This window comes from Streptomyces sp. NPDC029956 (assembly GCF_055574655.1).
In genome coordinates, this window is sequence record NZ_JBVHZJ010000013.1 from 52,094 (window position 1) to 74,811 (window position 22,718).

The window sequence follows — 22,718 nt, forward strand, 5'->3', positions numbered from 1 at the left end:
CGAGGAGATCAGCGGCGCAGAAAGCGCCTTCCGTCCGGAGTCCATCCCACCGCGCCCGGCGTCCCCGCACAACCCCGCCCGGCCGCCCGGCGCTTGGACTCTTCGCGGCCCGCCTGGACAGCTCGACGAGCGGCCGCTTAGGGTCGGGGTCCGAATCATCGACGGGCGCCGTTCGCCCGGAACACCGGGAACAGCCGAGGAGCGCGCACGTGGTCACCCTCGCCGATGTCGCCCGTCACGCCGGGGTGTCGGCCAGCACCGTCAGCTACGTGCTCAGCGGCAAACGCTCCATATCCGCCCCCACCCGCGAGCGGATCCAGCACAGCATCGACACCCTCGGCTACCGGCCGCACGCCGGCGCCCGCGCGCTCGCCAGCAGCCGCACCGACATCCTCGCCCTGATGATGCCGCTCCGTACCGGTCTCTACGTGCCGGTCATGATGGAGATCGCGATGGCCGTCACCACCACGGCGCGCTCCCACGGCTACGACGTCCTGCTGCTCACCGGCGAGGAGGGCCCCGAGGCCGTCCGCCGCGTCGAGGGCAGCGCCATCGCCGACGCCATGATCGTCATGGACGTCGGACTCGACGACCCCCGGCTCCCCTGCCTCCAGGAGGCCGAGCGGCCCGCCGTCCTCATCGGCCTCCCCACCGAATCCGCGGAAGCAGCCGACACCGCCGGACTCGACTGCGTCGACCTCGACTTCGAGGCCGCCGGAGCGCGCTGCGTCGAGCACCTCGCCGCACTCGGCCACACCGGCGTCGCCGTCCTCGGCGAACCGCCCGCCGTCTACGAGCGGGGTACGGGCTTCGCCGCCCGCACCCTCACCGGACTGCGCGCCGCCGCCGCGACCCACGGCGTCGGCCTGCTCCACCGGCCCGTCGACGGCACCTACGCGGCCGTCACCGCCGCCGTCACCCGCGTCTTCGAGGAACGCCCCGGCACCACGGCCCTCGTCGTCCAGAACGAGGCCGCCGTCGAGCCGCTGCTCGCGCTCCTGCGGCACCAGGGCCGTGCCGTGCCCGAGGACGTCTCCGTGGTCGCCATCTGCCCCGACCAGGTCGCCGTCCACGCCTCCGTACCGCTCACCGCCGTCTCCGTGCCCGCCCAGGAGATGGGCCGCCTCGCCGTCGAACGGCTCGTCGGACGCCTCTCCGGCGAAGAGCCCCGGGGTACGGAGCTCATACCGCCGCTGCTGACCGCCCGCGCGAGCACGGGCCCGGCCCCCTCCGGCCCGGCCTTCACCGGTCTCACCGCCGCCCCTGCCTCCGCCGCCGGCCCCGCCTCCGCCGGCCCCGCCCTGCCCGGACCCCGCGTGTCCGGATCCGCCCCCACGGAGGACCGTCGTGGTCGCGGCGGACACTGAGGCCGAGGACAGCGCGGCCGAGTTCCGGGCGTTCTTCGAGCGCCACTACGCCGAACTCGCCCGCCTGGCACACCTGTTGACGGGCGAGACCGATGCCGCCGACGACCTCGCCGCCGACGCCATGCTCGCCCTCTGGCACCGCTGGGACCGGGTGCGCGCCGCCGACCACCCCGCCGCCTACGCCCGCGGCGTCGTCGCCAACCTCGTCCGCACCCGGATCCGGGGCACCGTCCGGGAGCGGCGCCGTATCGCCGCCTTCTGGGACCGGCGCCCCGACCACACCGAGGACCCGGACGTGCCCGCCGTCGTCGACGTACGGACGGCGCTGCGCGCCCTGCCGTTCCGCAAGCGCGCCTGCGTCGTGCTCCGGCACGCCTTCGACCTCTCCGAACGCGACACCGCTCTCGCGCTCGGCGTCTCCGTCGGTACGGTCAAGAGCCAGACCGCCAAGGGCATGGCCGAGCTCCAGCGGCTGCTCGGCCCCCGGGCCACCACCGAACTCGCCGCGGGGAGACGCTGATGGACGAGACACAGCTCCGCCGCGAGCTGCGGGAGACGGCGCTCGCGCACCGGCCGGACCACGCCCGCATGCTCGCCCGGGTGGAACGCGGCATGGCCGCACCCGCCCCGGCGGCCCGGCCGCCCCGCCCCGCGACCCGCTGGACCGGGCGGCGCTGGACGGCCGTCGTGGCCGTCGCCGCGGCCGTCGCGGGAGTCGTCGGCCTCGGTGGTCTCGCGGCGACCACGCTGAACGACCGGCCCGTGGCGCCCGCCACCGGGCTCCCCGCGCCCGGTCCGAGCGCCCGGGCGACCGCCACGATCGACCCCGGCAGCAACCGCTGGTGGGCGCAGAGCGATCTCGGCCTGACGACGGACACCCCTGTCAGCGGCCTCACCGTGGAGCTGAGGATCGTCCGCACCCCCGGGGTCGTGAGCACCGGCCATTGGCGCACCCGCCCCGCCGAGGACTTCACCGCGACGGTGACCGAGGAGGGCCGGGAGCTGGTCTACCGCTGGACGCTCAAGCCGGGCCGGTCGGTCCCGCCGGGTCCCCATGCCTTCGCCGGTCAGTACAACCACGCCGAAGGGGTACGGGACGCCTCGGCCGACACGTACACCGTCGTCCTGACGGGCCCCGACGGCGGCCGCTCCACCCTGCGCGGAGACTTCGGGACGCCCGGACCGAGCTGACGCCCGGGCCTGGGCGACGAACGGGCCTGGGCGACGAACGGACCTGGGCGACGAACGGACCTGGGCGACGAACGGACCTGGGCGACGCCCGGACCGAGGTGACGACCCGGGCGGCCGGGATCAGACGCCGGTCGTGGACCCGGGGCGGACGATCATCAGGACGACGACGACCGCCCAGAGGACGTTGAACACCCCGGTGACCATGGAGAGCCGGGACGCCGTCGGCCGCGCCTCCTCCTCGGTGGCCGCGCCCTCGGCGAGGGCGAGCATGCGCCGCTGACCCGGCAGGACGGCCAGGCCGAGCAGGGCCGCGGCGGCGACGGTCAGCACGAGCGAGACGATCAGCCACGCGTCGGTCAGTACGCCGAGCTGGGCGCCGGTGGCGATGCCGAACACCGGCACCACGACCCCGGCGACGGCGTAGCCGGTGCAGATCCGATGGAGGAGTGCGGCCGTGCCCGTCCCCTCGGACCGGCCGTCCCGCTGCTCCTCCCCGCCGCCGCAGGCCCGGAGCGCGAAGCGCGGGAACATCGAGGCGGCGACGGTGATCGACCCGACCGTGACGATCGCCACCAGGACGTGGACGGACAGCAGGAATTCGGTCACGGCGCATGCCTCCGGACGAGAGCGGGATGTTCTGGCTGCCAATAGGTTGGCTACCAATACATACACTGCCTACCCCTCACCTGTGTAGGCTGCCTACTCATGAAGGCGGATGCGGTGCGAGGGCACCTGGACGGACTGCTGCTTGCGGTGCTCGAACCGGGCCCGCTGCACGGGTACGCGATCATCGCCGCGGTGCAGCAGCGCAGCGGAGGCGTGCTCGAACTGCGGACGGGCACCATCTATCCGGCCCTGAACCGGCTGGAGCGCACCGGCCTGCTGAGCAGCAGCTGGCAGTCCTCCGGGGAGCGCCGACGCCGGTGCTACGAGCTGACCGACGAGGGCCGACGCACGCTCGCCGGCGAACGTACGGCCTGGAACGAGTTCACCGCCGCGATCGGTTCGGTCCTCAACCCCACGGCACCGCACGGGCTCGCCACATGACCGCCCCGGGCGCGGGCGCCGCCACCGGTCCCGTCGGCACCGGCCCCGTCGGCGACCCGCTCGCCGCGTACGTCGCCGACCTCACCGCCGCCCTGCACGGGCCCGCCCGGGCCAAGGACCGGATGATCGAGGAGATCCGCGGCGGACTCGAGGACACGGCGGACGCGCACGTCGAGCGGGGAGTGCCCCGGCGCGAGGCGATCGGCGCGGCGGTCCGGGAGTTCGGGACCGTCGCCGAGCTCGTCCCGAGCTGCCAACGGGAGCTGTCCCTCGCCCAGGCCCGGCACACCGCCCGGGCCGTGGCGCTCACCGCACCCTTCCTGATCGCCTGCTGGTACCTCACCGGCGTGACCGCCCAGGAGCCCGCGGGATCGGTTCTCCACACGGCGCGCCTCCTGGCCGCGCACCTGTCGGGAGTCGCGATCGCCGCGACGGTGCTCGCCGCTGCGGCCCTGGCCGCCACCGGAACCCTGGCCCGCCGCCTGTCCCCGCCGGCCCGGCTGCCGGTCGTGGTCGCCTGGACCGGCACGACCGCCGGAGCCGCCATGGGGGTGACGACACTCGCCCTCGCGACCGCCGCCGCGCTCGCGACGAACTGGCCGCTGCTCGCCTTCGCGGGCGCGCTCGCGGCCGCCTCCCACGCCGTCGTGGCGACTTCGGCCCGCGCCTGCCGCCGCTGCGCGCGACCTCCGGTCCTCGGCACACCGGACCTGGGCTGATCCCCGACGACGGGCGAGGGCGCCCGGGGGTACCTCCCCAGGTCGTCTGCGTGGGGTGTTCGCGAAGGCCGTCCGTTCCGTCACGATGAGGGGATGAGCCATGGATTCACCACACGCGTCCTGGACGTCACCACCGGAGGATCGGAGAGGGTGTACGACCTGACCGGGGAGTGCGTCGCCTTCCTGGCCGAGGTGGCAGAGGGGCGAGGAGGCCTCCTCAACGTCTTCACGCCCCACGCGACGACGGGCGTGGCGCTGATCGAGACGGGCGCGGGCAGCGACCACGACCTGCTGACGGCCCTGCACCACCTGCTCCCCGCCGACGAACGCTGGCAGCACCGCCACGGAAGCCGGGGCCACGGCCGCGACCACGTCCTGCCGGCCATCGTCGCCCCGCACGCGACGCTCCCCGTGATCGACGGCGAACTGGCGCTCGGCACCTGGCAGTCGGTGTGCCTCGTGGACACGAACAAGGACAACCCCGACCGCCAGGTGCGGTTGAGCTTCCTCGGTTAGTCGGTCCCTCGGTTAGTCGGTCCCTCGGTTGGGCGGTCCCTCGGTCCGGTGTGCGGCGGGCGGTGCCAGTGCGCTGTGATCCACGGATGGCGATTTTGCGCCGTTCGGGTGTGACATCAGGCGTAGGCTCCTGCCGGAGAACGAGGGGGGATCGATGACTGACGACCGCAAGGCGACCGTGCCCGTGTGGACGCTGGCGACCGGTGACGTCCGCGTGTCGGGGTTGACCGCGGGCGAGTCGATGACGGCCGAGCGGCTGGCCGAACTGCGCGGGGTGCTGGCAGTCCTGGCCGAGGAGCCGATCGTCACACTCGAGGCACATCCGATGCCCGACAGGAGCGACCGCGGCCATGGCATCCCGCTCGACGCGGTGAGTCCCCTGGCGCAGCACCTGTCACAGTTCGTGACGCAATCGGCGCGGAGTTCCCTCACGGTGGCCAGGGCGACCGCTTCCGGCGAGGGCCTGTATCGCATGGTGATCCCGGCGAAGGTCGCCGCTCAGTTCGGGCAGGGACTCGTTCGCCCGATGGCGCCCAAGGGGGGCACCGGCCGCATCTTCAGTGCGCTCGTGGACTCCAAGGGCAAGATCGCCGGCCAGGCGACGTTCGTGCCGGTCGGAGGAGCGGCGGCAGCGGGCACGGTCGGCGGGGCCGGTGCGACCGCCGGTGTCGCGGTTGCCGGCGGCACCGCACTCACCGTGGCAGCCCCGCTCGTGCTCATGGCCGTGGCGGTGGGGGTCAGCGCGCACGCCGACCACAAGCGCCAGCAGGCCATCGAACACATCACGGAGCTGCTGGAGCAACTGCAGGAGGACAAGCTCGACGACGAGCTCAGCGAACTCGACGCCTGCCGGAGCACCATCGACAAGGCCACCGCCATTCTGCTCGACCAGGGCAGGCTCGGCGTCTCGCTGGGACTCGACTCGGCGGTGCACGCCATCGGCACGTCACTGAGCAAGGCTGAGCGCCGCCTTGCTCGCTGGCGGAGTGTGCTCGACGGACTGCCCGAGGGGCAGGCCGTCGAACTCGGCACGCTGACCAAGGCGTTCCCCGGCGTCGACGACCAGGGCGGTACGTTCCGCACGCACCTCGAACTCGCCTCCCTGGCCATCGCGCTGATGAGGCGGGTCGTCGTCCTCCAGGCGGTCGAGCATGCCCAGAGCGAGCCCGGCAACCCGTTCGAGCACTTCACCCGTGCTCTCCGGCGCGACCAGCAGCGTCTCGACGAGCTGCAGTCGGGCATCGCCGACGTCCTGGTACGCCTGTCGGCACTGGAGCTGGCACGCCCGAACGGTCTGCGGCCCGTCTTCACGACCGGTGAGGTCGATCGCCTGATGAGCGCGGCACACCGCATCCGCAGGCTGGGCGACGGAGTCGCGGTGAACGGCCGCACGCCCGACGTGGCGATCGAGATCGCCCGCGACAAGGACGGCTCGGTGGTCGTGTTCCCCGCGCTGCACGCGTAGGCGCAGGCGTGGGCGCGGAGGCGTCGGGCCTCTCGGCCGGCGCCTCCGCGCTCAGGGGGCTGTTCCCCCTTTCCTCGGGTTCGGCGTCACAGGGGCGGGCACGGGTGCCAGTCGCCCAGATAGGCGGCCCGGGTCGCCGACCCGGCTTCGGCGGGCGTGAGGCGGGGGCGGTTCTCCGGGGACGGGACTCGGGCGCCCGGCCCGGAGTTGCGGTACTCGGCGAACCGCTGCTCCTGCCACGGGTGGGCGTCCCGCATGTTCGCGTACGGGGCGACCGCGTCGATCCCCGGGCCGAGCACGCTCTCCCGGACCACGAGCGACGGCCAGGCGGTGGGGTCCGAGCCGGGCACCCAGGGCCGGGCCAGCTTGTAGAAGCCGTCCGGGGCGTCGCCGGTGACCCGGCAGCGGGTGGCGAGGAACCCGTGCGGGTTCTCCCGGGCGGTGGACGGGGCGAAGACGAATCCGTGCGGGGCCGCCGCGAGGTCGGGGCGGTTCAGCGTACGGAAGTGGCAGTGCTCGAACACGGCGGTGGCCCGGCCGAAGACGAAGTCGACGTCGCCCTCCACGTAGCAGTGCGCGAAGTACTGGCGTGCGAAGGCCGTCAGGGCCGTGGAGTCGGCGTACAGGGTGTCCTGGTGGCCGAGGAAGCGGCAGTGGAGGAAGGACGACCGGTCGCCCTGCACCTTGAGGGCGACGGCCTGCGTGCCGGGGTTCCCCGGCAGGTCGGTGCGGAGGAAGTCGTTGGCGAAGGTGACGCCGTGCGCGGTGAAACCGGCCGCCTGGACGGTGGTGGTCGCCGACCCGGTGGTGCCGTGGGTGCCGCCCTCGGGGCGCGGCGTCCCGGCGGCGTTGGCGTACACGACGACGACGTCCCGGGGGTCACCGCTCGCGCCGATCCAGGTCATGTCCGTACGGGCGGAGCTCACGGCGACCGTCTCCCGGTACGTCCCGGGGGCGAGCACCAGGGTCCAGCCGGTGCCGCTCGCGGCGGTGACCGCCGCCTGGACGGTGGTGTGGTCGCCGAGGCCGCCCGGGTGGACGTACAGCGTCCGCACGCCGAGCCGGCGGGCGGGCGAACCGAACCGGCCGAAGGGCCGGGCGGGCGAGGACGGGGCGGCCGAGGCGGTGGCCGAGGGCAGCGCGAGGGCGAGTGCCGTTCCGGCGGCGCCCAGGAGCAGGGAGCGGCGTCCTGGGACGGCTCCGGTGACGTGCGAGGGCATGCGGGCTCCTCCTGGAAGCGGATGGGTGCTCAGCAGGAGCGGCCGGCGCCCGCGTGGTGGTCGACGAGGGCGGGCACGGCCCGCGGGTGGTCGACCCGGGTGCGCAGGACCGGGGTCCAGCCCGCGTCGGCCCGCAACAGCTCCTCGGGGAACTGGGTGTTGTGGACGGCGAGGAGGTCGACCGGCCTGCCGTTCACGTAGTTGCCCACGGTGGTGACGGGCGCGTCCTTCCACTTCTTGAGGATCTTGCCCGCCGGTACGTCCCCGGCGAGCGTGAACGCGTTCTTCTCGGCGTAGAGCTGGGACTCCTGCCCGATGCCGAGGCTGTACGCGTACGTCGAACTCGGCACGACGAAGTGGTTGTTGTAGGCGTCGACCTGTCCGAAGCGGACCCGCGGCGCCCGCTCGATCACGTTCTCGAAGAGGTTGTGGTGGAGGGTGACGCGCAGCTTGCCGCGGTCGGTGGCGCCCGCGCTGTCGCTGTTGCCGATCATCAGGGTCTTGTCGTGGTCGGTGAAGACGTTCCACGAGACCGTGACGAGGTCCGCGCCCCGCACGACGTCCAGTTCGCCGTCGTGCTGCTGGTAGACCTCGCCGTAGTACGAGGGCAGCGAACTGTCCGGGTGGGCACCGTCGGTGAAGGTGTTGTGGTCGATCCAGACATGGGTGGAGCCGTACACGACGAGGCTGTCGTACTCGGAGTTCCACGCCCCGGTCGCGCCGTCCGTCGGGTCCCACTGGGGGAAGCAGTCGAGCGGGCTCTCCATCGTCAGGTTGCGGACCACGACGTTGTCGACGCCCTGCACCTGGAGGCTGCCGCCGGTGATCCCGGCGTGCCTGCCGACACCGACGATCGTGGTGTTCGCGGGCACCTTGACCTTGATGGCCTCGCCCTGGGCGGTCGCGGACGCCGCGCGGAGGTCCTCCTGGGGGCCGCTGACCACGTTCTCGTACCCCCAGACGGCGGGGTCGTAGTCGGCGAGGTAGCGGTCGAGGTCGTAGCCGGGGGCCTCGAAGGCGGCGCAGCCGGCGGCGGTGGCGTTCAGCGTGCCCACGACCTTGACGATCCGGGGCTCGGTACCGGGCACGGCCAGCGCGTCCCGGAACTCCTCCCAGGTGGTGACGGTGAAGACCCGGGAGGCGGTGGCGGCCGCCCCGCCGGTGGTGCCGGTCCCCTCGGACGCCCAGCCGTCACCGGCCGGCAGGGTGGCGCGGGCGGGGTCGGTGCCGGGGCGCGGGGCGGCGTGGGCACCGGCCGCGGGGGCGGTCACCGTCAGGGTGAGGGCGGTCGCGGCCACCATTCCCAGTCGCGTGCGTCGGTTCACGATCGGCTCTCCTCGAACTCGGAAGCGGTAGGGACGGGTTCGGGCCAGGTGATCAGCCCTGCGGGGATGTCGTCGTCCACGCGGCGCGTCTCGCGCGGGGCGAGGACATGGGTGCGGAGCAGTTCGGCGGTGACCAGCCGGGCCACCTCGATCGCCCCCGGCGGGTTGAAGTGGGTGTTGTCCTGCTCGGTCGCGGTCCAGTTGAAGTACGTCTTGGTGGCCTCGGGGCCGAGCCGCTGCCACAGGGCCAGCGACAGCGCCTCGACGTCGAGGAGGGGGACGTCCGACTCGCGGGCGGTCTCCCGCATCGCCGCCGGGTACGCGCCGAGCGTCCGCAGCGCGGTGCCGTCGACGTCGAACCTCCGCCGCTCGACGGAGGTCGCGAACACCGGGAGGGCGCCCCGGGACCGCGCGCCCTCGACGAAGACCCGCAGATTGTCCTGGTAGGTCGTCCACGGCTCGGTGTAGCGGATGGGGTCGGCGACCTTCTGGTCGTTGTGGCCGAACTGGATCAGGAGCAGATCTCCGGGGCACAGCGCGGCCAGGATCGTTTCGAGCCGTCCCTCGTCGAGGAAGCTCTTGGTGCTGCGTCCGTTGACCGCGTGGTTGGCGACCCGCACGCCCCGGTGCAGGAAGAAGGGGAGGGCCATGCCCCAGCCCGTCTCGGGCGCGGCGTCGGCGTACTTCTGGGCGGCGGTGGAGTCGCCGGCGATGAAGAGGGTGCGCATACGGGGGTGTCCTTGGGAACGGGCCGGGGGAGCCCCGGCCAGGGCGAGCGCGAGGCCCGCCCCGGCCGTGACCACCGCGCGGCGGCCTACGCTCACTGCTTCTGCTGCAGCCACTCGGCCTGCGCCGCGTTCAGCTGCTCGGCCAGGTGGTCGAGGAACGCCTTGGCCGTGGACGTGCCGAGCAGGACCTTCTGGAAGCCCGACTCGTTCTCGGCCTTGGAGATCGTGTTCCAGTCCGGCAGGTAGTACGGCAGCTCGACGATGGTGGCCTCGCCGCTGAACAGGACGTCGGCGCCCAGCTTGGTCGGCTCGGCCTCCTGGAGCCACGGGTCCTTGGCGGCCTCCGTGTTGGCGGGGATGGCACCGGCCGACTCGTTCCACTTGCTGTTGGAGGCGTGCGAGGCCGCGAACTCGATGAACTTCCAGGCGGCGGCCTTGTTCTTGCTGGAGGAGAAGAGGCCGAGACCGTCGACGGGGTTGGAGACCTGCACCCGGGTGCCGTCCTCGAGGGTCGGGTTGGGGATGCCCCGGAACTTCTCCGTGCCGAGCGCCTTCACGTGGTCCTGGTAGGAGCCCAGGTTGTGGTTCAGCATGCCGATCTCGCCGCTGTCCCACTGGGCGACCATCTTGGTGAAGTCGTTGTTGACGTCGGCGGCCGGAGTGGTCCTCTTGAACAGGCCGGCGTACTTCTCCAGGGCCGCCACGTTCTTCGGGTCGTTGACGGTGGTCTTCTCGCCGTCCCAGAAGCTGGTGATGCCGCTCTGGCCGTACATGGCGTCCAGGGCCTGCGCGATGGAGCCGGCGCCGCCGCGGATCGTGTAGCCGAACCGGTTCTTGTCGGTGGCGGTGAGCTTCTCCGCCGCCGCGTAGAACTTCGACCAGGTGGTGGGTTCCTGCAGCCCCGCCGCCTTGAACAGATCGGTGCGGTAGTACAGCACACCGTTGCTGGCGGAGGTGGGGACGGTGAACAGCTTGTCCTGGCCGCCCGCCGCGGTGACGCTCCTGATCATGGCGTTGTTCAGCTTGCCCTTGAGGGAGCTGCCCTCGACGCGGGCGTCGAGCGGCTCCAGCGCCTTCTGCGCGGCGATCCCGGCGAGCATCGCCGCGCCGACGCCGCCGACGTCCGGCAGGCCGTCGCCCTGGATCGCGGTGTCGTACTTCGACTGGACCTCCTTGGAGGCGATCCCGACGTACTCGACGTCGATGTCGGGGTTCGCCTTCTCGAAGTCCGCGATGATCTCCTTCCAGACGTCGGTGCGGACACCGCCGTTGTTGTCCCAGAAGGTGATCTTTCCCTTGCCCGATCCCTCGGTGCCCTTGTCGCCGCCACCGCCGCTGCCGTCGTCACCGCAGGCGGTGGCGGTCAGGGCGAGGACACCGGACAGGGCGAGGGCGAGGGCGGCTCTGCGCCGTCCGCCGGGGAAGATGGTCATCGTCGGCTCTCTTCTCTCGGGGTGTTGCGGGGACTACGGGGATGGGGTGTGGGGGAGTTCGGGGCGGGACGCCGTCGGGGCGCCCCGGGTGATGCCGTTCAGGCGGCGGTGACGCGGAAGTCGGAGAACACGGCCGTCCCGGCGTGTCCCGTGCCTTCCGGCGCCCCGGCGAACAGGCCGAGCAGCGCGCCGACCCATTGCCAGGGCGTGGCGGCGAACTCCGGCCCGAGCCGGACCGGCCCGTGCTGGACCGGCCTGCCGTCCGAGCCGGCACCGGACCCGGAAGGGGACGCGCAGGCGGCGTCGGTATCGGTGCCAGGGCCCTTGTCGGTGTCGGTGTCGATGTCGCTGGCGTACGAGAAGCGGCAGCGCGCGTCCGCCCTCACCTCGATGCGGAGCAGGACGCGGTCCCCGGCCGGCGGCCTTGAGCGGGCCGCGTCGCGCTCGCGGTCCGCGTTCGCCGGAGCGAAACGGTGGACGAGCCGGACCGTGCCGTCCGGCGCCCGCTCCAGACCGATCCACGCGTACGCGTCCCCCAGGACGACGAGCCCCGCGCGGGCCCCGGGTGCCGTCGAGTCGAGCCGCAGCCCGACCTCGACGACCACGTCCCCGGCGGGCAGCCGCTGGGTGAGGACGTGCGGCACGCCGCGGAGATCGTCGAGCCGGTCCGACCGCGCACAGTCGAGCCGCAGCCCGTCGCCCGTGTGCTGACTGGCCCAGCCCTCGCCCGGGTTGGCGGTCCACTGCCACTGCCGGCCGAACCGGCCGCCGGGAAAAGTGTCGTCCACGGCGGGCCGCGCGGGCGGCTGCTCCGGCAGGTCCGGCTTGCGGTGCACCCGGACGGGGGCGCCCTCGTCGCCGAGCACGGGCCAGCCGTCCGCGTCCCAGCGCATCGGCTGGAGATGGACGAGCCGGCCGTGCGCGCCCGACTGCTGGAAGTGCAGGAACCAGTCCTCGCCCGGCCCGGTGCGCACCCAGCCGCCCTGGTGCGGGCCGTTGACGTCGGTGTCGCCCTGGGCCAGGACGATCCGTTCCTCGTACGGGCCGAGGAACGACCGCGACCGGAACGCGCCCTGCCAGCCGGTGGCCACGCCCCCGGCCGGGGCGAAGATCCAGAACCAGCCGTCGTGCCGGTACAGCTTGGGGCCCTCCAGGGTGAACCAGCCGGGGAGCCGGTCGGCGTCCACGAGGACCCGGCCCTCGTCGAGGACCTTCGTGCCGTCGGGGCTCATCCGGTGCCCGGTGAGCCGGTTGTTGAAGCCGGCGCGGGACTTGGCCCAGGCGTGCACGAGGTACGCCTCGCCGGACTCCTCGTCCCACAGGGGGCAGGCGTCGATCAGACCACGGCCCGCCTTCACCAGATGCGGTGCCGTCCACGGACCGCGTACGGAAGGGGAGTTGACCTGGAAGATCCCGTGGTCGGGATCGCCCCAGAAGATCCAGAACCGGCCGTCGTGGTGCCGGAACGAGGGCGCCCAGACGCCGCGGTCGTGCCGGGGCGCGGTGAACGCGGCGGCCGGTTCGAGCCGCTCCAGGGCGTGTCCGACGAGCGTCCAGTTGACCAGGTCCCGGGAGTGCAGGAGCGGCAGCCCGGGGGCGCGGCCGAAGCTGGAGGCCGTCAGGTGGTAGTCGTCGCCGACCCGGACCACGTCGGGGTCGGACCAGTCGGCGGCGAGCACGGGATTGCGGTACGTACCGTCGCCGAGGTCCCCCGTCGGAAGGGCGGCGGTGGTCCCCGTCACGACGTCACCGCCTTGCGTACCAGGGCGGAGGCCCCGTCCCGGTCGAGGCGTCCGTCGGCGACGACGGTCACCACCCGCCGTACGAAGGTCTCTCCGGCCGCCACCGGGAGTCGCTCGTCGTGGGCGAGCGAGGAGCCGACGCCCGGGTACTCGGCCGCGCGGACGAACCACGGGTCCTCACGGGTGCGGGCCGTCGCCCCGGCGAACACCAGGGTCCAGCCCTCGCCCGCGAGCGCCACCCAGTCCGCGCGGGCCCCGTGCACCGCGTGCTCGCCGTCCGTGCCCGCACCGTCGCCTCCCGCTCCGGCGCCGAACACCACCGGAGCCGTGGCCTCCTTCGGCGCCCGCCAGAAGAAGCCGCCGTACGCGGCGCCCGGCCGGCCGTTCGTCGCGGGGCTGCCGATCGACAGGTCCCGCCCGGACACGTTGGTGAGGGAGAAGGTGAGGTCGAGCGCCCAGGCCGTCCCGGTGAGCGCGGTGGCCGCCACCGTCCGGTGCTCGCGGAGCAGCCGTTCGCCCCCGGCCGTCCAGGTGAGCTCCTCCACGAAGCCGTCCGGGTCGCACAGCTTGAACCCGTCGTGCCGCTGCACGCCGTGGTTGTCGAGCTCGACCGACCCGCGGTCGCGGACGAAGGTGCGGCCGCCCCAGAAGTTGTGGCCGGCGACGTCGGGTACGGCGACGCCGACGCCGAGGTGGTGCGGATGGTCCTCGGGCACCGTCTCGGTCACGGCGCGGCCGGCGAGGGTGGTGACCGGGTGGAGGTACGGCCGGGGGGAGTAGTCGGGGGCCAGTTCGGGCCGGGTCGTGCAGTGGGCGACGGTGCGGCCCCCGCAGCGCAGGACCGTCGGCGGCTCGGGGTTCATCGGACCTCCGCCCGGGTCGACGGGGCCCAGGAGGCGCCGAGTTCGGAGAACAGCCTGAGTCCGTCGGCGCTGGCGTCCACCAGGGCGTCGACGCCGTCGACGACCCGGCGCGGCGCGCTCTCGCCGGGCTCGGTGTGCCAGTGCGCGGCGGGTATCGCCAGGGGGTCGGGGGCCGTCCGTACCGCCTCGACGACCCGCATGAACGCGCCGGTCTCCACCGGCGGCACCCACAGGGGCTCGCCGTCGGTGACGTGCGCGACGAGGTTCTCCAGGAGGTCGGTGCGGGCGTACTCGGTCTCCACCGGCCCGTGTCCGGCCCGCTGTACGAGCACCCGGTCCTGCCGGTACCAGAAGGTGATCCGGCCCTGGGTGCCGTGGACGATGACGTACGGCTCCGACGACCGTTCGGCGCAGAGGGTCGCGGCGACGGTGACCTGGGTGCCGGACGAGGTGACGACCCGTACCGCCGCGGTGTCGTCGGACTCGATGGCGTGGGCGTGCAGCAGCTCGGTCTCGATGTGCTCGACGTCCTCGGCGCGGGTGGAGCCGGACAGTGCGAGTGCCGTGGCCACCGCGTGCGCGAGGGGGTTGGTGAGCGCCCCGTCGACGACGTCGGCCCCGCCGAGCCGGCGGTGGCCCGCCCAGGGGGCGCGCCGGAAGTAGGCCTCGTCGCGGACCCAGGCCCCGGCGGCGCCGACGCCGAGGAGTTCGCCGATCGCGCCCTCCGTGACCATCCGGCGGATGGCGGGCACCGCGTGGGACCCCAGCGACTGGAACCCGATCTGGCAGGCCACCCCGGCCGCCTCGACGCCGTCGGCCATCCGGCGGAACTCGGCGTACGAGGGGGCCGGCGGCTTCTCCAGGAGGATGTGCGCCCCGTGCCGGGCCGCGGCGAGCGTCATGTCGGTGTGGGTCTGGATGGGGGTGCTGAGGACGGCGATCCGGGCGCCGGTGGAGGCGAGGAGCGCCGCGAAGTCGGCGGACTGCTCCGGGTCGCCGATGCCGTCGAGCTCGGCGGCGTCGAGCGGTCGCAGCTCGCAGACCCCGGCGAGGCGGACGAGTCCGCGCTCCTCGAGCCGGCGGATGTTGAGGAGGTGGCTGCGGCCGTGGCCGCGGGCACCGGCCAGGACGACCGGCAGGGGGGAGGGTGCGGTGTTCATGTCTTCCCTGTTCGTGCGTGCGGTGCTCACGGCGGGGCTCATCCCTTCACCGCCCCGGCGCTGAATCCGGTGACCAGCCACTTCTGGATGAAGCCGAAGACGATGACGACGGGCACGGCGGCGATGACGCCGCCCGCGGCGAGCGCCCCGAGGTCGACGCTGTCGGCGCCCATGAGGGTGTTGAGGCCGACCGGGATCGTCTGCTTGTCCTGGCTGCTGAGGAACATCAGGGCGAAGAGGAAGTGGTTCCAGGCGTGGACGAAGGCGAAGGAGCCGACGGCGACCAGGCCGGGCCTGAGCAGCGGGAGGACGACGATCCGGAAGGCGGAGAAGCGGTTGCAGCCGTCCACCCAGGCGGCCTCCTCCAGGGAGTACGGCACGTTCCTGATGAAGCCGCTGATGAGGATCATCGACAGCGGGAGCTGGAACACGGTCTCGGCGATGATCACACTGCCCAGGGAGTTGATCATCTTCAGCTCGGCGAAGATCTGGAACAGCGGGACGAGGAGCAGGGCGCCCGGCACGAACTGCGAGCAGAGCAGGGCCAGCATGAAGCCCTTCTTCACCTTGAAGTCGAAGCGGGCCAGCGCGTATCCGCCGGCCAGGGCCACGACCGTGGTGCTGATGAGCACCGCGACACCGATGAGCAGGCTGTTCTGGAAGAAGACGCCGAAGCTCCGCTCGTTCCAGACCTTCTCGAAGTGCGCGGTCGTCATCGGCCAGGGCAGCAGCGAGGTGGAGCCGGCCGGGCGTACGGCGAAGAGCAGGATCCAGTAGAAGGGGACGAGGGTGAAGAGGAGGTAGATCCCGAGGGGCAGATAGATCTGCCAGCGGGGCACCTCGTCCCACGCCCGGTGCTTGGCGCGGGCGGGCGCGGGCGGCGTCCGGTCGGGCGGCTGCGCGGCCCGCGGCGGCGGCACGTCGGCCGGCGCCTTCGTCGTGGTGGACCCGCTCAGGGTGGACTCGGCTGTCATTTGCCGTCGCCTCCGAACTTGCTCAGGCGCAGATAGACCATCGAGCAGAAGAGAAGGATCACGAACGCCACCGTGGTGAGGGCGGAGGCGTATCCGAAGTTGTGGGCGTCGACGCTGGTGTGGGCGATGTACAGCGGCAGCGTGGTCGTCTCGCCCGCGGGACCGCCGCCGGTCAGCGTGTACAGCAGGTCGACGTTGTTGAACTCCCAGACCGCGCGCAGCAGTGTGGAGAGGACGATCGCGTCCCGGATGTGCGGCAGGGTGATGTGGAGGAACTGCCGGACCCGGCCGGCTCCGTCGACCTCGGCCGCCTCGTACAGGTCCTTCGGGACGGACTGCAGGTCGGCGAGGATGAGGATGGCGAAGAAGGGCACGCCGCGCCAGAGATCGGCGACGATCGCCGCCGGGAACACGGTCGAGGTGTCGGAGAGCCAGGACGTGCCGTACGTGCCGAGACCCATGTCCGCGAGGTAACGGCTGATTCCGGTCTGGGAGTTGTAGAGCAGCACCCAGATCGCGGAGGTGAGCACGCCCGAGACGGCCCACGGGGAGAAGACCAGGGCCCGGCCCAGGGCGCGGCCCACGAAGGTCTGGTTCACGATGAGCGCGAGCGCGAGACCGAAGAGGAGCTGGAGGGTCACCTCGACGACGACCCACTTGAGGCTGAAGGTCAGCGTCCCCCAGAACCGCGGGTCGTCCGTGAAGATCCGGGTGAAGTTGTCGAGACCCGCGAAGCCGTTCCGCCAGGGCTTCGTGGGGTTGTAGTGCTGGAGGCTGTAGTAGAAGACGCTGATCACCGGGTAGGCGATGAAGCCCAGCATCAGCAGGCCGGCGGGGGCGATCAGCAGGTACGGCAGTCGGCGGGGGGTCGCTCCCGTGCGGCGGCGGCGCCGTGCCGTGACGGCTTGGGGCGGTGGGGTCACAGCTGAGGCCATGACGGCGGCTCCGTTCTCGGTGAAGCGCTTCGCGAACGACGTTCGAGATTTCGGACAGAGTGGGGCGGGTGGAGCTGATGGCGCTGATGGGGCGGGCAGGGGCCTGAGCGACCGGCCGGCGGGCCGGCGATGCTGTGCGGCGGGTTCTCAACCCGCGTACGGATCGGGTGTGGTGCCCGGACGCGCCAGGAACGCGAAGTCGCAGCCGGTGTCGGCCTGGGAGATCTGCTCCATGTAGAGCGCGCCGTAGCCGCGCTCGTACCGGTCCGGCGGCGGTGTCCAGGCGGCCCGGCGGACGTCCAGCTCCTCGTCCGTGACGTGCAGGTGGAGGGAGCGTGCGGCGACGTCGAGAGTGATCGTATCGCCCGTACGGACGAGGGCAAGGGGGCCGCCGACATGGGACTCGGGTGCCACGTGCAGCACACACGCCCCGTAACTCGTCCCGCTCATCCGGGCGTCGGAGATCCGCACCATGTCCCGCACGCCCTGTTCGAGCAGGTACCGGGGGATGGGCAGCATGCCGTACTCCGGCATCCCCGGACCGCCCTTCGGACCCGCGCCCCGCAGCACCAGCACATGCTCGGGCGTGATGCCCAGCGCCGGATCGTCGATGGTCCGCTGCATCGTCCGGTAGTCGTCGAAGACGACCGCGGGACCGGTGTGCTTGAGCAACTGCGGCTCGGCCGCGATGTGCTTGATGACGGCGCCGTCGGGACAGAGGTTGCCCCGGAGCACCGCGACCCCGCCCTCGGCCGCCAGCGGCCGCGAACGGTCCCGGATCACCTCCTCGTCGTGGACGAGCGCGCCGTCGAGCTGCTCCCGCAGCGTGGCGTGCGAGACCGTCGGACGATCCAGGTGCAGGACATCGGTGAGCCGGGAGAGGAAGCCCGGCATCCCGCCCGCGAAGTGGAAGTCCTCCATCAGGAACCGACCGCCCGGCCGCAGGTTCGCGAGCACCGGCACCGTCCGCGCGATCCGGTCGAAGTCGTCGAGCGTCAGCTCGACACCCGAGCGCCCCGCCATCGCGATCAGATGGATCACCGCGTTGGTCGAGCCGCCGAGCGCCAGGACGGCGGCGACCGCGTCCTCGTACGCCTCCCGCGTCAGGATCCGCGACAGCCGCAGGTCCTGCCGGACGAGTTCCACGATCCGCAGCCCCGAGGCCGCCGCCATCCGGTCGTGACCCGAGTCGACCGCCGGCACCGAGGAGGCGCCCGGCACGGTCACGCCGAGGGTCTCCGCCGCGGCGGTCAGGGTGGACGCCGTCCCCATCGTCATGCAGTGCCCGGGGGAGCGGGCGAGACCGCTCTCCAGCTCCGCCATCTCGCAGTCGCCGATCCGTCCGGCCCGCTTCTCGTCCCAGTACTTCCACATGTCCGTACCGGAGCCGAGCGTCTCGCCCCGCCAGTGTCCCGGCAGCATCGGCCCCGCCGGAACGAACACCGTCGGCAGGTCGACCGAGGCCGCACCCATGAGGAGCGCCGGGGTGGTCTTGTCGCAACCGCCCATCAGCACCGCCCCGTCCACCGGGTACGAACGCAGCAGCTCCTCCGTCTCCAGCGCGAGGAGATTGCGGTAGAGCATCGGGGTCGGCTTCTGGAACGTCTCCGAGAGGGTGGAGACCGGGAACTCCAGCGGGAAGCCGCCGGCCTGCCACACCCCGCGCTTCACGGCCTGCGCGCGGTCGCGGAGGTGGACGTGGCAGGGGTTGATGTCGGACCAGGTGTTGAGGATCGCGATCACCGGCTTCCCGAGGTGCTCCTCGGGAAGGTAGCCGAGCTGCCGGGTTCGCGCCCGGTGGCTGAAGGAGCGGAGGCCGTCGGTGCCGTACCACTGGTGACTGCGCAGGTCCTCGGGGCGCCGGCCGCCTTCGCCGGGGCGCCGTCCCTCGTCGCCGGGGCGGCTCTCGTCCCCGGAGATCCGGCCCGTGCCGGCGTTCCCCTCGCCGCTCATATCGGCCACCCGGCGACGATCGTGGCGACCTCGGCCCGCTCGCTCCCGGGGAGTTCACGGCTCGGCGGGCGGACCGCGCGGCGGCAGAGGCCGAGGGAGGCGAGGGCCTCCTTGACCACCGTCACGTTGTCGGCGCTGCCGTTGGCCGCGCGCAGTTCCTCGAAGCGGCGGATCCGCTCCCAGACCTTCATCGCGGTCGGGTAGTCGCCGGACCGCAGCGCCTCCAGCATCTCCAGGGAGAGCGCGGGGGAGACGTTGACCAGGCCGGAGGTGAATCCGGTGGCGCCGCTCGCGAAGTAGGCGGGGGCGTACGGCTCGGCCAGGCCCGCCACCCAGACGAAGCGGTCGAGGCCCGCGTCCCGGGCGAACCCGGCGAACCGGGCCGCGTCGGGGACCGCGTACTTCACCCCCACGACATTGGGGCAGGCGGCGCCGAGCTCCGCGAGCCGGGCCCCGCCGATCAGCGGGTTGCGGATGTAGGGGACGACGCCGAGCTCGGGGACGGCCTCGGCGATGGCCCGGTGGTAGTCGACCCAGCCGCTCTCGGAGACGTACGGGTGGACCGGCTGGTGGACCATCACCATGTGGGCGCCCGTGGCCCGGGCGTGCCGGGCGGCCTCGACCGCCGTCGGCACGTCGTGGCCGACGCCGACGAGGATCGCGGCACGGTCGCCGGCCTCGTCGACGGTGATCTCGGTGACGGAGCGGCGCTCGTCGGGCGTGAGGGCGTAGAACTCGCCGGTGTTGCCGTTGGGGGTGAGGGTGCGGACCCCGCCGTCGAGGAGCCGGCGGAGCAGCGCGCGGTGGGTGACGGTGTCCACGGAGCCGTCCTCGGCGAACGGGGTGACCGGGATGGCCACGACGTCGGCGAGGGCGGCCCTCATCGTCTCGAATTCCATGCTCACTCGCTGTTCAGGGGGGACTGGGGGAAGGCGCGCTCGACGAAGGACGCGATGTGGTCGTGGACCGCTCGGCCCACTCCGCCGACGTCGCCGGCGGCCGCGAGCCGCAGGATCTCCTCGTGCTCGGCGGCCTCCCGCTCCCAGGAGGGGACGGCCGCCCAGGCGACGGTGGAGACCAGGGCGGCCTGGTCGCGGACCTCGTCGAGCATCCGGCCGAGCAGCGGGTTGCCGCAGGGCAGGTAGAGCGCCCGGTGGAACGCCCGGTTGGCCAGGGACCGTTCGGCCGGGTCCTCGGCCCCGGCCGCCCGCCGCAGGGCTTCCCGTGCCTCGTCGAGCGGAGCGCCGGAGGCCACGGCGCGGCGGACCGCCTCGGGTTCCAGGAGGAGGCGTACGTCGTAGACGGCGCGGGCCATGTCGGCGTCGACCATCCGGACCGTGACGCCCTTGTACTGGTTCATCACCACGAGCCCGCTGCCCGCGAGGGTCTTGAGCGCCTCACGGACCGGGGTCTTCGACACCCCGAAACGTGCGGCGAGTTCGGCCTCGACAAGTGCCTGGCCGGGTCTGAGTCCTCCGGTGAGGATGTCGTGCTTGATCGCTTCGAGCACGTACTGGGTGCGGGAGGGGATGGGGCTGGGGGCGAAGGCCATGGAGCACTCTCAGATCTCATGTATCGCGTCTCATATATGACGTACGAAGTGCAACGGGCATGAAGCTAAGGGGGCGTTCGTGTTTCGTCAATGCTTCGCGCAAACGCTTTCTACGGTGCGGTCCCGATCCGGGTCGCTCGGCCGCGGGGCTGGTTCGGTGTTTTGTTTTCTGGGATAACTATTGAGGGCACCGTGCCGGCCCCACCGGGCCGAGTCGCCCGCCCGACCCACCCCACCCCCAAGGACCAGCATGAAGTTCACCGACGGCTTCTGGCTGATGCGCGAGGGCGTCCACGCCTCGTACGCCACCGAAGTCCGCGATCTGCGCCCGGAAGCGGACCGCTTCACGGCCCACGCCTCCGTCAAGCGGGTCGAGACCCGCGGCGACACCCTGAACTCGGCCCTCCTGACCGTGGAGTGCCACGCCCCCGCCGAGGGCGTGATCGGCGTACGCGTCACCCACCACGCCGGAAAGACCCGCCGCGGACCGGACTTCGAGCTCGCGGGCTCCGGCGCGGACGCGGACGCGGATCGCCCGGGGCCGGGCGCGGTCCGCCTCGACGGCCCCCTCGTCGAGCTGGCCTCGGGCCCCCTCCGGCTGCGCCTGGACCGATCGGCCCCCTGGGCCCTGGAGTTCCTCGACGCCGACGGCCGTACGCTCACGGGGTCCGGGCGCAAGGGCACCGCGTTCGTCACCACCCCCGACGGCGCCCACCACATGGCCGTCCAGCTCGCGCTCGGCGTCGGCGAGCAGATCTACGGCCTCGGCGAGCGCTTCACCCCCTTCGTGAAGAACGGCCAGAGCGTCGACATCTGGCAGGCCGACGGCGGCACCAGCAGCGAACAGGCCTACAAGAACATCCCGTTCTACCTCTCCTCGCGCGGCTACGGCGTCTTCGTCAACCACCCCGGACACGTCTCCTTCGAGGTCGGCTCCGAGGCCGTCGGTCAGGTCCAGTTCAGCGTCGAGGACCAGACCCTCGAGTACCTCGTCGTCGCGGGCCCCACCCCCAAGGACGTCCTGGCCCGCTACACGGCGCTCACCGGACGCCCCGCCCTGCCCCCGCCCTGGTCCTTCGGCCTCTGGCTGACCACCTCCTTCACCACCCGCTACGACGAGGCCACCGTCACCTCCTTCGTCGACGGCATGGCCGCCCGCGACATCCCGCTCTCCGTCTTCCACTTCGACTGCTTCTGGATGCGCGAGTACCAGTGGTCCGACTTCCGCTGGGACCCCGAGACCTTCCCCGACCCCGAGGGGATGCTCGCCCGGCTCAAGGCCCGGGGGCTGCGCGTCGGGATGTGGATCAACCCGTACATCGCCCAGAAGTCCCCCCTCTTCGAGGAGGGCAGGGAGCGCGGACACCTCCTCCGGCGGGCGAACGGCGACGTCTGGCAGTGGGACCTGTGGCAGCCCGGCATGGCCCTCGTCGACTTCACGAACCCCGAGGCCAGGACCTGGTTCCAGGACAAGCTGCGGCCCCTGCTCGCGCAGGGCGTCGACGCATTCAAGACCGACTTCGGCGAGCGCGTCCCCACGGACGTCGTCTGGCACGACGGCTCGGACCCCGAGCGCATGCACAACTACTACGCCCAGCTGTACAACCGGACCGTCTTCGAGCTCCTGGAGAAGGAACGCGGCACCGGCGAGGCCGTCCTCTTCGCCCGCTCGGCGACCGCCGGCGGCCAGCAGTTCCCCGTCCACTGGGGTGGCGACTGCTGGGCCTCCTTCGAGGCCATGGCCGAGTCCCTGCGCGGCGGCCTCTCGCTCTCCCTGAGCGGATTCGGCTTCTGGAGCCACGACATCGGCGGCTTCGAGGGCACGCCCGAACCGGAGGTCTTCACCCGCTGGCTCGCCTTCGGCCTGCTCTCCTCGCACAGCAGACTGCACGGCAGCGACTCGTACCGGGTGCCGTGGGAGTTCGGCGAACAGGCGGTGGAGGTCGCCCGGCGCTTCACCCGGCTCAAGCACCGGCTGATGCCGTACCTGTACGGGGCCGCCGCCGAGGCCCGCGCGACCGGCGTACCGGTGATGCGGCCGATGCTCCTGGAGTTCCCCGAGGACCCGGCCTGCCGGACCCTCGACCGGCAGTACATGCTCGGCCCCGACCTCCTGGTCGCGCCGGTCCTGACCCCCGGGGGCGAGGTCGAGGTCTACCTCCCGGCGGGCGACTGGACCCACCTCCTGACGGGCGAGACCGCCTCCGGCCCGTGCTGGCGCCGCGAGACCCATGACCTGGACAGCCTCCCGCTGTACGTGCGCCCCGGCGCGGTCCTGCCCCTCGGCGCCGACGACTCCCGCCCGGACGGCGACTGGCTGGACGGCCTGACGCTGCTGGTGGCCCCGGGAGGCGAGGCGGGCACGGTGAGGGTCGCGGTCCCGGACCACACGGGCGCGACGGCCGCGGCGTACGAGGTGGCCCGCACGCCGGAGGGCCCGCGGGCGACCGTGACCGGCACGGAACTCCCGTACACGGTCCGGGTCCTGGGGACGGACGCATGGTGATCCGGCCGGACACCGGGGCGGG

The 22,718-nt window shown here is 72.6% G+C and carries 21 protein-coding genes; 8 read left to right on the forward strand and 13 right to left on the reverse strand.

Features of this window, described 5'->3' with window-relative positions; genetic code table 11:
- Positions 1–209: 209 nt before the first annotated feature.
- The 3 genes from ACZ4XX_RS13065 to ACZ4XX_RS13075 are packed head-to-tail and all read left to right on the forward strand — an operon-like array spanning position 210 to position 2,558.
- Positions 210–1,367: a LacI family DNA-binding transcriptional regulator gene (locus tag ACZ4XX_RS13065; RefSeq protein ID WP_468508000.1), complete on the forward strand. Its 1,158-nt coding sequence runs from the start codon at positions 210–212 to the stop codon at positions 1,365–1,367.
- On the forward strand, positions 1,348–1,887 hold the full coding sequence (locus ACZ4XX_RS13070; protein ID WP_468508001.1) for a SigE family RNA polymerase sigma factor: 540 nt from the start codon (positions 1,348–1,350) through the stop codon (positions 1,885–1,887). The genes ACZ4XX_RS13065 and ACZ4XX_RS13070 overlap by 20 nt, the downstream gene beginning before the upstream one ends.
- A complete protein-coding gene (locus tag ACZ4XX_RS13075; RefSeq protein ID WP_468508002.1) occupies positions 1,887–2,558 on the forward strand; it encodes a hypothetical protein in 672 nt (223 codons plus the stop codon). The genes ACZ4XX_RS13070 and ACZ4XX_RS13075 overlap by 1 nt, the downstream gene beginning before the upstream one ends.
- Before the next feature lie 120 nt (positions 2,559–2,678).
- On the opposite strand, the gene ACZ4XX_RS13080 is transcribed toward ACZ4XX_RS13075, so the two are convergent.
- Complete coding sequence (locus ACZ4XX_RS13080; RefSeq protein ID WP_468508003.1) at positions 2,679–3,164, reverse strand: hypothetical protein; 486 nt, start codon at positions 3,162–3,164, stop codon at positions 2,679–2,681.
- Positions 3,165–3,263: 99 nt separating this feature from the next.
- Between ACZ4XX_RS13080 and ACZ4XX_RS13085 the strand changes: the two genes are divergently transcribed.
- The 4 genes from ACZ4XX_RS13085 (at position 3,264) to ACZ4XX_RS13100 (ending at position 6,305) form a co-directional block, all read left to right on the forward strand.
- Complete coding sequence (locus ACZ4XX_RS13085) at positions 3,264–3,605, forward strand: PadR family transcriptional regulator (protein WP_467628446.1); 342 nt, start codon at positions 3,264–3,266, stop codon at positions 3,603–3,605.
- Positions 3,602–4,324, forward strand: coding sequence for a permease prefix domain 1-containing protein (locus ACZ4XX_RS13090; RefSeq protein WP_468508004.1), 723 nt, complete (start codon positions 3,602–3,604; stop codon positions 4,322–4,324). Before ACZ4XX_RS13085 ends, ACZ4XX_RS13090 begins: the two co-directional genes overlap by 4 nt.
- Before the next feature lie 93 nt (positions 4,325–4,417).
- Positions 4,418–4,840 (forward strand): YjbQ family protein, encoded by a 423-nt coding sequence (locus tag ACZ4XX_RS13095; RefSeq protein ID WP_468508005.1) that lies wholly within the window; start codon positions 4,418–4,420, stop codon positions 4,838–4,840.
- A gap of 154 nt (positions 4,841–4,994) precedes the next feature.
- Positions 4,995–6,305, forward strand: a complete 1,311-nt coding sequence (locus ACZ4XX_RS13100) for a hypothetical protein (protein WP_468508006.1) — start codon at positions 4,995–4,997, stop codon at positions 6,303–6,305.
- An 86-nt stretch (positions 6,306–6,391) separates the two neighbouring features.
- Here ACZ4XX_RS13100 and ACZ4XX_RS13105 read toward each other — a convergent pair whose 3' ends face one another.
- The 12 genes from ACZ4XX_RS13105 to ACZ4XX_RS13160 form a co-directional block, all read right to left on the reverse strand.
- Positions 6,392–7,525, reverse strand: coding sequence for a pectinesterase family protein (locus ACZ4XX_RS13105; protein ID WP_468508007.1), 1,134 nt, complete (start codon positions 7,523–7,525; stop codon positions 6,392–6,394).
- Positions 7,526–7,554: 29 nt separating this feature from the next.
- Positions 7,555–8,826, reverse strand: coding sequence for a pectate lyase family protein (locus ACZ4XX_RS13110; RefSeq protein WP_468508111.1), 1,272 nt, complete (start codon positions 8,824–8,826; stop codon positions 7,555–7,557).
- 20 nt (positions 8,827–8,846) lie between these two features.
- Entirely contained in the window at positions 8,847–9,674 is an 828-nt protein-coding gene (locus tag ACZ4XX_RS13115; RefSeq protein ID WP_468508008.1) for a rhamnogalacturonan acetylesterase, read from the reverse strand.
- On the reverse strand, positions 9,671–11,011 hold the full coding sequence (locus ACZ4XX_RS13120; RefSeq protein ID WP_468508009.1) for an ABC transporter substrate-binding protein: 1,341 nt from the start codon (positions 11,009–11,011) through the stop codon (positions 9,671–9,673). The genes ACZ4XX_RS13115 and ACZ4XX_RS13120 overlap by 4 nt, the downstream gene beginning before the upstream one ends.
- 98 nt (positions 11,012–11,109) lie before the next feature.
- Positions 11,110–12,753 (reverse strand): glycoside hydrolase family 43 protein, encoded by a 1,644-nt coding sequence (locus ACZ4XX_RS13125; protein ID WP_468508010.1) that lies wholly within the window; start codon positions 12,751–12,753, stop codon positions 11,110–11,112.
- Complete coding sequence (locus tag ACZ4XX_RS13130; protein WP_468508011.1) at positions 12,750–13,616, reverse strand: DUF6807 domain-containing protein; 867 nt, start codon at positions 13,614–13,616, stop codon at positions 12,750–12,752. The genes ACZ4XX_RS13125 and ACZ4XX_RS13130 overlap by 4 nt, the downstream gene beginning before the upstream one ends.
- Positions 13,613–14,776 carry a Gfo/Idh/MocA family protein gene (locus ACZ4XX_RS13135; protein ID WP_468508012.1) on the reverse strand — a complete coding sequence of 388 codons (1,164 nt, stop codon included), beginning with the start codon at positions 14,774–14,776 and terminating at the stop codon, positions 13,613–13,615. The genes ACZ4XX_RS13130 and ACZ4XX_RS13135 overlap by 4 nt, the downstream gene beginning before the upstream one ends.
- A 38-nt stretch (positions 14,777–14,814) precedes the next feature.
- Positions 14,815–15,750, reverse strand: a complete 936-nt coding sequence (locus tag ACZ4XX_RS13140; protein ID WP_468508013.1) for a carbohydrate ABC transporter permease — start codon at positions 15,748–15,750, stop codon at positions 14,815–14,817.
- On the reverse strand, positions 15,747–16,685 hold the full coding sequence (locus tag ACZ4XX_RS13145) for a carbohydrate ABC transporter permease (protein WP_468508014.1): 939 nt from the start codon (positions 16,683–16,685) through the stop codon (positions 15,747–15,749). Before ACZ4XX_RS13145 ends, ACZ4XX_RS13140 begins: the two co-directional genes overlap by 4 nt.
- A gap of 147 nt (positions 16,686–16,832) precedes the next feature.
- Entirely contained in the window at positions 16,833–18,638 is a 1,806-nt protein-coding gene (araD, locus tag ACZ4XX_RS13150; RefSeq protein ID WP_468508112.1) for an L-arabinonate dehydratase, read from the reverse strand.
- Entirely contained in the window at positions 18,635–19,543 is a 909-nt protein-coding gene (locus ACZ4XX_RS13155; protein ID WP_468508015.1) for a dihydrodipicolinate synthase family protein, read from the reverse strand. The genes araD and ACZ4XX_RS13155 overlap by 4 nt, the downstream gene beginning before the upstream one ends.
- Positions 19,540–20,190 (reverse strand): GntR family transcriptional regulator, encoded by a 651-nt coding sequence (locus tag ACZ4XX_RS13160; protein WP_468508016.1) that lies wholly within the window; start codon positions 20,188–20,190, stop codon positions 19,540–19,542. The genes ACZ4XX_RS13155 and ACZ4XX_RS13160 overlap by 4 nt, the downstream gene beginning before the upstream one ends.
- A gap of 250 nt (positions 20,191–20,440) precedes the next feature.
- Between ACZ4XX_RS13160 and yicI the strand changes: the two genes are divergently transcribed.
- Complete coding sequence (gene yicI, locus ACZ4XX_RS13165; RefSeq protein WP_468508017.1) at positions 20,441–22,696, forward strand: alpha-xylosidase; 2,256 nt, start codon at positions 20,441–20,443, stop codon at positions 22,694–22,696.
- Positions 22,697–22,718 lie beyond the last annotated feature (22 nt).

Bases quoted from the DNA above. Each gene is read 5' to 3' on its own strand.
- yicI (WP_468508017.1), top strand. From the start codon at position 20,441: ATGAAGTTCACCGACGGCTTCTGGCTGATGCGCGAGGGCGTCCACGCC.
- ACZ4XX_RS13090 (WP_468508004.1), top strand. From the start codon at position 3,602: ATGACCGCCCCGGGCGCGGGCGCCGCCACCGGTCCCGTCGGCACCGGC.
- ACZ4XX_RS13095 (WP_468508005.1), top strand. From the start codon at position 4,418: ATGAGCCATGGATTCACCACACGCGTCCTGGACGTCACCACCGGAGGA.
- ACZ4XX_RS13160 (WP_468508016.1), bottom strand. From the start codon at position 20,190: ATGGCCTTCGCCCCCAGCCCCATCCCCTCCCGCACCCAGTACGTGCTC.
- ACZ4XX_RS13120 (WP_468508009.1), bottom strand. From the start codon at position 11,011: ATGACCATCTTCCCCGGCGGACGGCGCAGAGCCGCCCTCGCCCTCGCC.
- ACZ4XX_RS13075 (WP_468508002.1), top strand. From the start codon at position 1,887: ATGGACGAGACACAGCTCCGCCGCGAGCTGCGGGAGACGGCGCTCGCG.
- ACZ4XX_RS13085 (WP_467628446.1), top strand. From the start codon at position 3,264: ATGAAGGCGGATGCGGTGCGAGGGCACCTGGACGGACTGCTGCTTGCG.
- ACZ4XX_RS13130 (WP_468508011.1), bottom strand. From the start codon at position 13,616: ATGAACCCCGAGCCGCCGACGGTCCTGCGCTGCGGGGGCCGCACCGTC.
- ACZ4XX_RS13145 (WP_468508014.1), bottom strand. From the start codon at position 16,685: ATGGCCTCAGCTGTGACCCCACCGCCCCAAGCCGTCACGGCACGGCGC.
- ACZ4XX_RS13135 (WP_468508012.1), bottom strand. From the start codon at position 14,776: ATGAACACCGCACCCTCCCCCCTGCCGGTCGTCCTGGCCGGTGCCCGC.
- ACZ4XX_RS13105 (WP_468508007.1), bottom strand. From the start codon at position 7,525: ATGCCCTCGCACGTCACCGGAGCCGTCCCAGGACGCCGCTCCCTGCTC.
- ACZ4XX_RS13100 (WP_468508006.1), top strand. From the start codon at position 4,995: ATGACTGACGACCGCAAGGCGACCGTGCCCGTGTGGACGCTGGCGACC.
- ACZ4XX_RS13110 (WP_468508111.1), bottom strand. From the start codon at position 8,826: ATGGTGGCCGCGACCGCCCTCACCCTGACGGTGACCGCCCCCGCGGCC.
- ACZ4XX_RS13140 (WP_468508013.1), bottom strand. From the start codon at position 15,750: ATGACAGCCGAGTCCACCCTGAGCGGGTCCACCACGACGAAGGCGCCG.
- araD (WP_468508112.1), bottom strand. From the start codon at position 18,638: ATGAGCGGCGAGGGGAACGCCGGCACGGGCCGGATCTCCGGGGACGAG.